Origin of the sequence: Microbulbifer sp. (assembly GCF_051659245.1) — a bacterium.
Classification (GTDB): domain Bacteria; phylum Pseudomonadota; class Gammaproteobacteria; order Pseudomonadales; family Cellvibrionaceae; genus Microbulbifer.
On the sequence record NZ_JBOFOC010000205.1, the window covers coordinates 1 to 12527 of the forward strand.

General features: G+C 60.1%; 8 protein-coding genes. 6 read left to right on the forward strand and 2 right to left on the reverse strand.

Translation table 11 applies throughout. The features are described from left to right. Nucleotides 1-161 precede the first annotated feature (161 nt). From ACRC0P_RS19060 to ACRC0P_RS19080, 5 genes are all read left to right on the forward strand, one after another. Complete coding sequence (locus ACRC0P_RS19060; protein ID WP_438632892.1) at nt 162-1085, forward strand: AAA family ATPase; 924 nt, start codon at nt 162-164, stop codon at nt 1083-1085. Nucleotides 1086-1142: 57 nt separating this feature from the next. Then, nucleotides 1143-2096, forward strand: a complete 954-nt coding sequence (locus ACRC0P_RS19065; protein ID WP_438632893.1) for a DUF58 domain-containing protein — start codon at nt 1143-1145, stop codon at nt 2094-2096. Between the two features lie 161 nt (nt 2097-2257). Continuing rightward, complete coding sequence (locus ACRC0P_RS19070; protein WP_438632894.1) at nt 2258-4252, forward strand: transglutaminase TgpA family protein; 1995 nt, start codon at nt 2258-2260, stop codon at nt 4250-4252. Nucleotides 4253-4395: 143 nt separating this feature from the next. Further along, a complete protein-coding gene (locus tag ACRC0P_RS19075) occupies nt 4396-5619 on the forward strand; it encodes an MFS transporter (protein WP_438632895.1) in 1224 nt (407 codons plus the stop codon). 208 nt (nt 5620-5827) lie between these two features. Continuing rightward, nucleotides 5828-7036: an MFS transporter gene (locus ACRC0P_RS19080; protein ID WP_438632896.1), complete on the forward strand. Its 1209-nt coding sequence runs from the start codon at nt 5828-5830 to the stop codon at nt 7034-7036. Here ACRC0P_RS19080 and ACRC0P_RS19085 read toward each other — a convergent pair whose 3' ends face one another. Further along, on the reverse strand, nt 7037-8581 hold the full coding sequence (locus ACRC0P_RS19085) for a sigma 54-interacting transcriptional regulator (protein ID WP_438632897.1): 1545 nt from the start codon (nt 8579-8581) through the stop codon (nt 7037-7039). A gap of 115 nt (nt 8582-8696) precedes the next feature. Between ACRC0P_RS19085 and ACRC0P_RS19090 the strand changes: the two genes are divergently transcribed. Beyond that, a complete protein-coding gene (locus ACRC0P_RS19090) occupies nt 8697-11189 on the forward strand; it encodes a protein kinase domain-containing protein (RefSeq protein WP_438632898.1) in 2493 nt (830 codons plus the stop codon). Between the two features lie 414 nt (nt 11190-11603). Here ACRC0P_RS19090 and ACRC0P_RS19095 read toward each other — a convergent pair whose 3' ends face one another. After that, nucleotides 11604-12371 (reverse strand): hypothetical protein, encoded by a 768-nt coding sequence (locus tag ACRC0P_RS19095; RefSeq protein ID WP_438632899.1) that lies wholly within the window; start codon nt 12369-12371, stop codon nt 11604-11606. Nucleotides 12372-12527 lie beyond the last annotated feature (156 nt).

The following is a 12527-nucleotide window of genomic DNA, read 5'->3' on the forward strand; positions in this document are numbered from 1 at the left end:
CGATCTGGGTTCGGGGAATACGGATAATCCGATCGCGGCCATGGGCCGCTCCTACAACAACACGATGCGAAGGTCCCGGCAGCGGGGCCGCCACGGAGTTCAGAACAGGGCCAATTGCCTGGAAACTCCGAACAGAAAAACCGAGCAGTAATGGACTCGCCGTGCAAAAACTGATTTCCAATATCGTCGCCGATATCGGCAGGGTGCTGCTGGGCAAAGAGCATCAGGTCAAGCTGGCGCTCGCCTGCCTGCTGTCCCGCGGACACCTGCTGATCGAAGACCTGCCCGGCATGGGCAAGACCACCCTGGCCCACGCCCTGGCGCAGGTATTGGGGCTGTCCTACAAGCGGGTGCAGTTCACCAGCGACATGCTGCCGGCGGATATTCTCGGCGTGTCCATCTTCGAGCGGGACTCCGGCCAGTTCCGCTTCCACGAGGGCCCGGTGTTCAGCCAGCTGCTGCTGGCGGACGAGATCAACCGCTCATCCCCCAAGACCCAGAGCGCGCTGCTGGAAGCCATGGAAGAGCGCCAGGTGAGCATCGACGGCGAGACCCGTCCGCTGCCGGAACCCTTCTTCGTGATCGCGACGCAAAACCCGCTGCACCAGTCGGGCACCTTCGCGCTGCCGGAATCCCAGCTGGACCGCTTCCTGATGCGCATCGGCCTGGGCTACCCCACCCGCGAGGCGGAGCGGGCACTGTTCAACGGTGTCGACCCGCGCGCACAGTTGCGCCAACTGCAACCGCGGATCGACGGCGCCACACTGCAGAAAATGCAGCACCTGGTGGGCCAGGTGAAGGCCTCCGAAAGCCTGCTGGACTACGTCGAACGCCTGGTGCAGCACACCCGCCAGAGCCCCGAATGCGCCGTCGGCCTGTCCCCCCGCGGCGCCCTGGCGCTGTTGCACGCGGCCCGAGCCTGGGCGCTGATCCACGGCCGCGGCCACCTGTTGCCGGAGGACGTGCAGGCGGTGCTGCCGGCGGTGGTCGGGCACCGGCTGCACAGCGGCTCTCAAGGTGACTGGGGCGATAGTACCCAACTGGTGGAGCGCCTGATGCACCAGGTCGATATTATCGCGGCCTGATCCATGGCTGCCCCGAATAGCACAGATCGTTCGTCGGCCGGCCGCTGGCGCGACATAATGGAACGCTGGCTGAGCCGCCGCGCCCCCGCTGCGCGCAGCGTCGGCCTGGACCACGGCAAGCTGTTCATTCTCCCCACCCGCGCCGGCATGGCCTTCCTGCTGGTGATCGCGCTGCTGTGGCTGCTGGCCACCAACTACGAAAACAATCTGGTGTTTGCCCTCACTTTCCTGCTGGTCAGCCTGTTCGCGGTGCTGCCGGTACACACCTTCGCCAACCTCTCCGGCGTGCAATTGCAATTATTGGAAGCGCGCCCCGCCTTCGCCGGCGACTACGCCGAGGCCCGGATCCAGGTCGGTCGCGAGGGGCGGCGGTCCCGGGAGCGGATACGGATCTTCTGGCCGCCGGAAGAGGGTGCTGAGCTGGATCTGTGCGAACAGAGCCGCGCCGAGGTGCAGGTGGCGTTGCCAGTGATCAAGCGCGGGCGGCAGCGCGCGCCGCGCCTTCGGGTGGAGAGCCACTTTCCCCTGGGATTGTTCCGCTGCTGGAGCCCGGTGGACCTGGATATAGAATTCCTGGTCTACCCCCGCCCGAAATCCGCCGGCCCCCTGCCGGTGGGCGCTGCCGTGGGGGAGGGCGAGTCCGAGCAACTTTCCCCCTTCCACCCGCAGGCGCCACGCGGCGGCGACGACTTCGCCGGCCTCAAACCCTACCGGCCGGGGGACTCCCTGCGCCACCTGGCCTGGAAACAATACGCCGGCGGGCGCGACCTCTACAGCAAGGAGTACGAAAGCGCCGCCGATGCGCGCCTGTGGCTCGACTGGGACCTGCTCGCCGGGCGCGATGTGGAAACCCGCCTGAGCAATCTGTGCCACTGGGCGCTGCGGGCGGAGCGGGAGCAGACGCCCTACGGCCTGCGGCTGCCGGGCAGCGAGATAGCCCCGGCGCTGGGCGACCCGCACCTGCAACGGGTGTTGGGCGCGCTGGCGCTGTTTCCGGTGCAGGGGGCCTGATGATCCGGGAGTGTAGGGTGCGCCGTGCGCACCGCCGGGGAGTGGGAGTCGGTGGCAGAATGTCCCGGTGCGAGGCCGCCATGGACTGTGGCCATGCGGAAAACGCATGGAGCAGTTATCTGCGGCGGCGCACCCTACCGTCGCAATCAGGGGAGGGCTGAATGTCACAGAGCAGGGAAATGCTGCCGCGGGAGAGCCTGCTGTGGATCTTCGCCGCCCAGTTCGCCGCGCTGCTGCCGCAGTTTGCGCTCCTGCCACTGTGGATCGTCTGCGCCTGGGCCTTCGCGGTCTACTGGCGGCTGGAGGTCTACCGCGGCCGCCGCGACCTGCCCGGGCGCACCGTCAAGTTGCTGGCGGTGGCCCTGGCGGTGGGCGGCCTGGCGCTTTCCTACCGGCGATGGTTCGCGCTGGAGCCGATGGTGGCGCTGCTGGCGGTATCCTTCACGCTGAAGAACCTGGAACTGGTCAGCCGCCGCGACGCCTTCCTCAGCTTGCTGCTGGCCTATTTCGTCGCCGCCACCCTGTTCGTGTTCGAGCAGACTATTCCCCACGCCTTCTACGGTGCGGTCTGCGTAGTGCTGATCACCGCCGCGCTGGCGGCCCAGCAGGGCAGCTCCAGCGCCAGCCCGCGCCGCGCCCTGGGGCTCTCCCTGCGCCTGCTGGCCCAGGCGGTGCCGCTGATGCTGCTGCTGTTTATCGTAATGCCGCGCCTGGGCCCGCTGTGGGCAGTGCCGCAAAACACCGATGGCGCCAGCACCGGCATCAGCGATTCCATGAGCCCGGGAGATTTCGCGCAGCTGTCCAAGTCCGACAAGCCGGCCCTGCGCATCGCCTTCGACGGCCCGGTGCCGCCGCCGGAACAGCGCTACTGGCGCGGGCTGGTCTATTCGGACTTTGACGGCCGGCGCTGGAGCCAGGGCTTCGGGGTGGACCCTCGGGAGGGCGGCCGGGTCAGCTGGGGGCCGCCGCAACAGCCGCTGCCGGCGGTGGGCCCGCGCTACCGCTACCGGGTGATCCAGGAGCCCACCCGCAACCGCTGGCTGTTCGCCATGGCGCGGCCGCACTCGGATACCGATGGCGTGGGGGAAACCTCCGATGACCGCCTGCTAAAGAAAGCGCCGGTGTACAACCGCTTTGCCTACGAGGTACGTACCTGGCCGCGGGAGACTCTCGGCGCTGCTCCCGATTTGAGCGACTTCGAGCGCCGCCGCAACCTGCAACTGCCCGGGGGAGGCAACCCGCGGACCCGCGCCTGGGCGCGGGAACTGCGCGCGGAAAATCCCGATACCGAGGAGATCTCCCGGCGGGTTCTGCAGTTCTACAACCAGAGTTTTGTCTACACCCTCAAGCCACCGGCGTTGGGGGCGGATTCCGTGGACGAATTTCTGTTCGAAAGCCAGCAGGGTTTTTGCGAACACTTCGCCGGCAGCTATGTGTTCGCGATGCGCGCCGCCGGCGTGCCGGCGCGGGTGGTGGCGGGCTACCAGGGCGGCGAGTGGGTGGCACAGGAGGAGTACCTGCTGGTGCGCGAATACGACGCCCACGCCTGGGCGGAGATCTGGATTCCCGGGCGGGGCTGGCGGCGGGTCGACCCCACTGCGGCGGTTTCCCCGGAGCGTATTCGCGACGGCCTGCGCAGTGCCGCCGCGGAAGAGTTTATGCAGGACTCGCTGCTGCCCCTGCACCGCGTCTCCGTGCTCAACCGGCTGCGCCTGCAGTGGGATATGATCAACTACCGCTGGTATCAGTCGGTGGTCAGTTTCGACAGCGACAGGCAGCGGGGTCTGTTGCAGCGGATTCTGGGGGAGGTGTCCCCACTGCGTATCGCTCTGTTTATCGCCGTGCCGCTGGGCGCGGCGCTGCTGTGCGTATTGTCCTGGCTCTGGTGGAGTGGCCGCGGCCGGCGTCTGCCGCCGGCAAGCCGGCTGTACCGCAAATTCTGTCGGCGCCTGGCCCGCGCGGGCATCGAACGCCGCCCCGGTGAGGCGCCGCGGGATTTCGCGCGCCGCGTGCGCGCGGAGAAGCCGCACCTGGGACCCATGGCCGAGCGCATCACCGCCGCCTTCGAGAAAGCGGCCTACTGCGAAGACCAGGAGGCGGAAAAACAACTGCGCCGGCTGCTGAGGCAGTGGCGGGTGGCCGGTGGCTGGTGGTGAGTCGCCATTCCGGCGGAGGCCGGCATTCCGGATCAAGTCCGGCATGACGATTCTGCGCCGGTATGACGAGTAAATAGAGTTTACTCGAAACAAGTATCTACAATTGCTACCCCTTGCTTTCCATTAACCGCTCACCACTCGATATGCCCCCAAGACTGCAAAAATTTCTTCTCGGCTACAGCGGCACCTCCCTGGCCACGGGCCTGCAGGTCATACTGTTGCCCTGGATTGCAGTGGCAGTGGTGGGGTTGCCGGCGCTGCACCTGGGCTGGGTGCAGGCATCGGTGCTGCTGCCGAACCTGGTATTTTTGCTGTTTGGCGGCGCCCTGGCGGACAGGCGCGATTCCGCCGCGGTGGCGGCTCTGGCCTGTATCGGCTTGGCCCTGTGCCATGCCGGACTGCTGCTGTATTTTTCCCAGCGCCTGCCCGATTTACTCGTGTTGTTGTTCTACGGCGTCTGTCTCGGTGTCTGCACCGCGTTCCTGCAACCGGCGCGGGACAACCTGGTGCAGCGAACCGCCCGGGACAGGAAGGGGCACACTACCGAGAGCCGCGTGCAGAAAACCGTGACCTGGATGATGCTGGCACAATACGGCGGACAGGCGGTGGGCATGTTGCTGGCGAGCCGCTTTGACCAATGGGGACCCCAGTTGCTGCTTTCCGTGCAGGTGGTGGTGCTGGCCATTGCCGCTGTTTTCCTGTTCTCCCTGCGCGAGAAAACTCTCCGGGTGCCGGTGGAAGAAAAACTGCCGCTGACACTGATTATCGAGGGGATGTCCCAGGCCTGGCGCCGGCCGGCACTGCGTGAACTGATCGCGCTGATGGCCTTCAATGGCTTCGTGCATATCGGCGTATTCCTGGTGGTACTGCCACTGCTGGCGGCGCAATATAGTGGCGCTGGCGGCCGCGGCGCCAGCTACTATGCGACCCTGCAACTGGCGTTTGTCGCCGGCACCGTCGCCGCCACCGTCACCCTGCTGCGCCGGGGCCAGGGGGCGCAGCCCGGGCGGGGCATCCTGATGTGCCTGCTGTACAGCGCGGCGCTGTTGGTGGCGATCAGTTTCGGGCCCACGCCGCTGGGGCTGATGTTGCTGTGCGCCTGCTGGGGCGCGGTGGCCGCCGCCTCCGCAGCACTGGGGCGCGGCATAGTCCAGCTGCTGGCACCGGACCAGTATCGCAGCCGGATTATTTCCATCTATCAGCTGGCGCTGTTCGGGTCCGCCGCTCTGGGCGCCCTCGGCGCCGGCGTGCTCAGTGAATACGCCGCGCCGCTCACTACGCTACTGTGGGCGGGGATGCTGAGCCTGTTGGCTTTTGTGCTGGTACTATGGAGCGGCGCGTTGCGCGGGGTGCAAATCCAGAACTGAAAAACATCGGCGCAACTTCCATGTAGGAGCCTGCTTGCAGGCGAACATTCCCGGTGCCTTGCCGCGGCCTCAATTCGCCTGCATGCAGGCTCCTACAGGGGGATTTCGCTTAACTTAGTACCATGCAGATCGGGGAGGACCTGTTTGATCACCGGGTTGATAGAATATCTGCCCATACTCCCCCAAGCCGTTCGAGAAGAGCTTCCTCATGAGTATCCTGTACAACTGGCGCCGCCCGGAAATCATGTTGTTATTGCTGGCGGCGGCCATGCCGCTTTCCTTCGGTGTCTGGCAGGCGCTGCTCAACAATTTCGTGATCGAGCGGGCCGGTTTTACCGGTGCCGAGATCGGTCTGTTGCAGAGTGTGCGGGAGATTCCGGGTTTTCTGGCTTTCACCGTTATCTTCGTGTTGTTGCTGGTACGCGAGCAGCGATTGGCCTTCCTGGCATTGATCGCCACCGGCCTGGGAGTGGCGCTCACCGGCTGGTTCCCGACCACCGCGGGCCTGCTGCTGACCACGCTGCTGATGTCCACGGGGTTCCATTACTACGAAGCGCTGAAGACCTCACTGGCGCTGCAGTGGCTGCCGAAGGGGACTTCGGCCATCTGGTTCGGGCGCATGGTGGCCGCCGGCTCCCTGGCCTCTCTGGCGGCCTACGGCCTGGTATGGCTGACTTCGGACCTACTGCAGTTGGAGTACCACTGGATCTATCTGCTGGGCGGAAGCGTTACCGTGGGCATGGTGGTGGCGGTCTGGCTGCTGTTTCCGGAGTTTCCCCAGCCGCACAGCCAGCACAAGAAACTGATCCTGCGCAGGCGCTATTGGCTCTACTACGCGCTCACCTTTATGAGCGGCGCGCGCCGGCAGATATTCGTGGTCTTCGCCGGCTTTCTGATGGTGGAGAAATTCGGCTACAGCGTGGGGGAAATTGCCCTGCTGTTTATCCTCAACCATCTGCTCAATCTCTTCGTGGCCCCGCGGGTGGGCAAATTGATTGTGCGCTTCGGCGAGCGCAATGCGCTCACCATCGAGTATATCGGCCTGATTCTGGTGTTCGGTAGCTACGCCCTGGTGCAGAGCGCGGAAGTGGCAGCAGCCCTGTACATCGTCGACCACCTGTTTTTCTCCATGGCCATTGCCATCAAGTCCTATTTCCAGAAGATCGTCGACGAGCGCGATATCGCCGCCTCCGCCGCGGTGAGCTTTACCATCAACCATATCGCCGCGGTGGTGATTCCGGTGCTGTTCGGATTATTGTGGCTGGTATCGCCGGCGGCGGTGTTCTGGTGCGGTGCGGGAATGGCCGGGATATCCCTGCTGCTGGCGCAGAATATTCCCGGATTGCCTGGGAAGGGCAATGAAGCGCGGTTGGGGCGGATTTCCACCGGTGGGGAATCCGGCGTCGAGCCCGCCTGATCACGCCTGATCCGGTTCGAGGGCGCTGATGCGCCTTTTCAGGGCCTCCCGGGGAGTCTTGAGTTTTGTCGCCCAGGCGTCCAGGTCCGGGCCCTGTTCCATAACCCGGTAAATTTCCTCCTCGGGGATTGTCTCCGCGGGCCGCACTTCAAGGCTCTGTTTCAGCAGGGCGTACATGGAGGTCCGCGAGACACCGAGGGACCTGGCCGCGGGCATTACCCGCCAGCCGTTGTCGTTCAGCGCCCGCAGCAGATCGGATTCCGATACGGTGGCCGGGTCCCGGTAGCGGATGCGATTCGGTGCGGGAGGCGTGCCAGCTTCCTCCGTTCGCGGATCGATATGCAGGTGCTCCGCCAGTTCGTCATCCCAGCGAATGGTTCCGTCGGGCTCGGCATGGATGGCCAGGCGGGTGACGAAGTTTCTGAGTTCGCGCACGTTGCCGGGCCAGGGGTGCATGGCCAGGGTGCATACCAGGTCGGCGGGAATGTGGATTGGGTGACCGAGTTCGGCCTCCGCCTCGGTGACAAAACCCGCCAGCAATTCCCCGAAATCCTCACGCCGCTGGCGCAGAGGGGGAAGCTGAATGCACACCGCTTCCAGGCGGCGCCGCAGGGGCTGGTTGAAGGGCCGTTCCACGTCGGGTTCCAGGGGGCGGTCGGTGGCGGCGATAAAGCGCACGTCCACACTGCGTTCGCGGCTGTCCCCCAGTGGCCGCAGGCGGCCGTCCTCCAGAACCCGCAGCAACATCACTTGCACCGACGGGCTGGCATCGCCGATTTCATCCATAAACAGCGTGGAGCCGTCCGCTTCGCAAATCAGGCCCGGCCGGCTGGTGCGGGCGCCGGTATAGGCTCCCTGGCGCACACCGAAGAGCTCGGCGGCGGCGAGCTCGCCCCCCAGTGTGGCCATATTCACAGAGACCATCGGCCGTTCGCTTCGCCCGCTGAGTTGGTGAATAGCCCGGGCGACCAGTTCCTTGCCGGTTCCGCTCTCACCGCGTATCAGTACACTGGCATTGGCGTGCGCCGCCCGGCGGATCTGCTGGCGCACCCGGCGCATACGGTGGCCGCTGCCGATCAAATCCAGGCCGGTCGGGCAGTGTTCACGCTGTGGCGGTGCTCTGTGCAGGCAGAGTGCCACCCGGCGCCCAAGGCAGATGGCAACGCCGTCCTCGAGCGATTGTTCATTCACTGTGAGGGGGCTTTCAATCTGCTCTTCGTCGACCTGCACCGGCATGGTGGTGGAGGGCGGTTGAATCGAGATTCCCTCCGCCAGCTGTTTCAGCAGCAGGGGGTTGCGGGAGATACGGCGGTCGTCCAGGGAGAATTCGGAGCTGTCATCCTGCTGGAACAGAGGCGCCCAGCGGGACAATCCGAATTCACCGGCGCGATTCCACAGTACGGGAGTGCTGGCGCCGATGCAGCGGCGATCCGGATGCCAGAGAATAGTAAGTGTGGGAAGGAGTAGTTCGCCTTCGAACTGGAATCGGCGGGAGGCACTCAGGGTGTCTTCCGATGTGTCTGTTTCCCGGTCGCCGATGGGCATTACACAGCACTCCTCCTGAGAACTGGTTCCCGTCGATTATGATATAGTCGCCGCCGCGTTCCAAGTTGCATCCCGAACAATAATCAAAGGCCAGAGTAATGCCCGGGGGAGTGTGTTGGATCCGACAAGCGTTGCCGGTTACCGGGTCGTCGAGAGAATCGGCCGCGGGGGTATGGGCGTGGTTTACCGCGCTCGCGACAGCGTGCTCGACCGCGATGTGGCCCTCAAATATGTTGATTCGGCCGGCGGTCCGGAAGGGCGTGTCGAGCGGTTGATTCGCGAGGCGAAAATTGCCTCCTCCCTGCAGCATCCAGGTATCGTCACCATCTACGGCTTTGTCGGCGAAGGGCCTTGTATTGCCATGGAATATATTCGTGGCGATACGCTTTCAGCTCACCTATTGCCGGATGGTATGGCCCTCGATAAGGCCGTGCGTCTGGGGCTGCAAATTGCCGAAGCGCTTCACTACGCCCACCAGTCGGGAGTGGTTCACGCTGACCTCAAGCCCTCGAATGTCATGATTGACCTGGCCGGTCGCGCCAAAGTCCTGGACTTTGGTCTGGCACGCTGGCGGCTGTTCGAAGAATTGCAGACCATTTCCGATAGCGGAGAGCACCTGCAGCAGCTGGCCGGCACCATTCCGTATATGTCGCCGGAACTCGTAATGGGGCGTCCCATCGATTACCGCAGCGATATTTTTTCTTTCGGCTGTGTACTTTTCGAAATGCTGACCGGGCAGCGCCCGTTCTCTGCAGATAACCCCGCTGCCACTCTAAATAGCCTGCTTAATCGTATGCCTGAAGGTATTGAAATCCTGCGGCGGAAAGTGCCAGCGGCCTTGGCTGATCTGGTTCTGCGGATGTTAGAAAAAGATCCCAACCATCGTCTTTCGGCACTCGGCGACGTGATAGTCGTATTGCAAGGTTTTTACGATAATGTCGGCGTACCCAGGTGCAGAATAAAGCGTCAGATATTTTTTGTGCCTATAATTCGACGCTGGTTGCCTCTGATTTTTACTGCATTTTTGGGGTTGTTGATGTATTTAGTCTCCGAACCCAGTGTCTCAGAGCGACAGCTGCGCGTCTTCCTGGCTCAGCCGGAGTATTACCGGAAGGGGGAGGGGACACCGATGGATGCTGTGATCTGGAGCAGTGTTGTCAATGGTTTGCATCTGTTGGGATCGGTACAGCCGGTGCTCTATCACCAGCCACCAGTGGGAGATTCAAATATTGCGCAGCTGGCGAAGCTCGCCGGTTCCGATGAGTGGATTCATATCCAATTCCAACCGGAGAATCCGCTTGGCAACGTACAGTTGCAAAGAATTCGTAGCGCAGACGGTGTTCTGGTTAGACAGGTACAGTTTTCGATGCCTCGAAGACATACAGAGCAAAGTGCCCAAACCGTGTTTTCACAAGTTCTGGCTCTATATAATGATACTGAACCAGTGGTGTCAAGAAGTTATACCTCTTTATCTGTTTATAATTATCAACATTTTTACAAAATTTACTCGGATTTATATAAAGGTATTGGAGATCGTCAGGATTTGTTTGAAGACCTCAATGTTTTGATTGATCAAACTACTATGTTTCCAGCGGCGGAAGTGTTAGCTATAGATTTAGCATATGACCTGTTTACTGATACGAGGAAAATTTATTATCAGGGAAGAATTGCTGAACTATTAAGCCGATTGCGTGATTATCACCCGAATTCTACACTTATTTTGCAGCGACAAATAAAGCTAGCGATTAGCTACAATGACATAAACCGTATTGAAAGCTTGCTAGAGCGTCTAGTGGAAATTTCTCCTGGAGACCCTTCAGTACTGTTACTGAATTCTCGATTGGCTGAATTGCGTGGAGATTTTTCTGTTGCCAAAGATTTAATTACGGAAGCCTCTGAAGCCATCCCACTGCCTATCGGTGAGAGGCATCGTGCTGTAGCGCTGGCTATACGTGTTGGTGATGTGAATACAGCTAGAATCCATATTTCTGAAATTTTAAAACTAACTCCAGAAAATACTATTGCCTTGGGGAGGTCTGGCTTGGTGGAATTGCTCTATGGGGATGTAAATCGTGCTATCGAAATTTATAAAAATTTGTTAAAACGAAAACAGCATCGGAGTTACTTTGTCAATCTAGGATTGGCATTTATGTTGAAAGGCGATTATCGTGAGGCGCATATACAATTTGTTCATGCCTTGAAGTTGCAGCCGGGTAGTTTGGTCGTCATGTTAAATCTTGCGGATGCAGAAATGGCTTTGGGAAATAAGAAGCGAGGCTTGGAGTTGTATCAAGAGATACTTGAATCTCAGAGGTTGTCCGGAAGTATTGATGTATATGAAAAAATGATCGAGGCCCAGTGTTTGGCACATTTGGGACGATATGGAAGAGCTATCCAGCTTACTCTGGAAGCGCTGGTAAAATCATCTGAAGACCCCGAAATCGCTTATCAAGCCGCACTGGTCTATGCGCTGGCTGGAGAATATGAGTCAGCCCGGGTTAACGCCCGCGCAGCATTGCGTGGAGGTATGGATGATCGCTGGTTTAAACTGCCGGTTTTTTTATCCCTTTCTGTGCCTATCCTTGAAGAGGATAGAAAGTCTCTTTAAGTAAGCGAGCTTTATACCTAGGAATAGTATGTTATCGGATTATGCTGCTGTGTCTCCTTTTGTTAATTAGGTAAGTCTATGGGTCAATATTTGTTATTTATATGTGAGCCTTTGTTTTAATTTTGGTGTATTGTTTTTTTTGAGTGCTTGGTCATAATTTACTTTGCAGTCGTTGAGTCTCCTTCGTTGTCAGTTTGTGGTCCAGCTTTTATATGAGATTTAACTTTCATGGAGTTATCCTTTTATCTCGCATCGAGTTTTTTTTAGAATTGAACTTTTAGAAGTTTAGTTGAAGCTGGTTGCCTCATCCTCGTTGTCCGTCTACGGGCCCGCCTTTATATGAGATTTAATATTCATAGTGGTTTTCTTTTTTAATTTGCATTAGATTTTCGTCTGAATTGAAAATTAAGAAGATCAGTTGGAACTGGTTGCCTCTCCTTCATTATCCGTCTGCGGATCACCGCTGGACCTAACAACAATCGCCCGTGTACTGACATCCAGCAAATAAACCCCATAGCGATAAATCCCCTTGATACCATTATTGCCATTGCCCCCCACCAAGGTATTACCGCGATAAACAAAGCTTTCGTGGGGTCCAAAAAAAGCCTGGGGGTCCGCTGGCGGCTGCTCCAGTACCGGCCGTCCGTAGACAACCAGCGGTTGGTGGTGCTCCCTGGCAACTTCGCTGAAATCCCAGACAACCCGCATTCCACCTTTGATAGTGACCTGAAGCGGGTTCACTGTCAGGCCCTCTCCGTCTGGGAGTACCTGGATTGTGATCAGGCGCTTTTCCTCGGATTCCCGCATCAGTTCGAAGGGGAGCCATTGGGAGAAGATGATTGCGGAATTGTCCTCATTGTGGACACCGAATCCCCGCTGGATCAGGGCGCGGAATTGGAACAGGGAGGTATCCGATTGGGCGTTGACGGCCAGGACCTGATTGCGCCCCACCACCAACTGCTCGAAGGGGCCTCCGGCAACGATGGTATGGCCGTCGTTGTCGCTGAATTCCACCATGGGAGACCAGCCCGAGGGCAGGTTTCGAAAACGCAGCAGCAGATTGCTTCCGGCAAGGACCGACAGGTTCTGAACGGGCAGCTTCAGTTCCAGTGTCTGGGTATCGAAGTCCACATCGACGATATAGTCGGGTGCGGCGGTGTCGAGTGATTTGAAAACAGCCATGTTTCCTCCTGCAGGACAGCCCTGTGGGCAAGTCCGCTTATCCTTTTAATATTTATTGTTGCCGGAAGTGCTCTCCGGCACAGACCGATTATACCCACCTGTCCTGCAGTCACAAGATTCGCTGTCGGCAGTGTCGGCAGTGTCGGAAAAGACACT

Bases quoted from the DNA above. Each gene is read 5' to 3' on its own strand.
- ACRC0P_RS19065 (WP_438632893.1), top strand. From the start codon at position 1,143: ATGGAACGCTGGCTGAGCCGCCGCGCCCCCGCTGCGCGCAGCGTCGGC.
- ACRC0P_RS19070 (WP_438632894.1), top strand. From the start codon at position 2,258: ATGTCACAGAGCAGGGAAATGCTGCCGCGGGAGAGCCTGCTGTGGATC.
- ACRC0P_RS19075 (WP_438632895.1), top strand. From the start codon at position 4,396: ATGCCCCCAAGACTGCAAAAATTTCTTCTCGGCTACAGCGGCACCTCC.
- ACRC0P_RS19080 (WP_438632896.1), top strand. From the start codon at position 5,828: ATGAGTATCCTGTACAACTGGCGCCGCCCGGAAATCATGTTGTTATTG.
- ACRC0P_RS19085 (WP_438632897.1), bottom strand. From the start codon at position 8,581: ATGCCCATCGGCGACCGGGAAACAGACACATCGGAAGACACCCTGAGT.
- ACRC0P_RS19095 (WP_438632899.1), bottom strand. From the start codon at position 12,371: ATGGCTGTTTTCAAATCACTCGACACCGCCGCACCCGACTATATCGTC.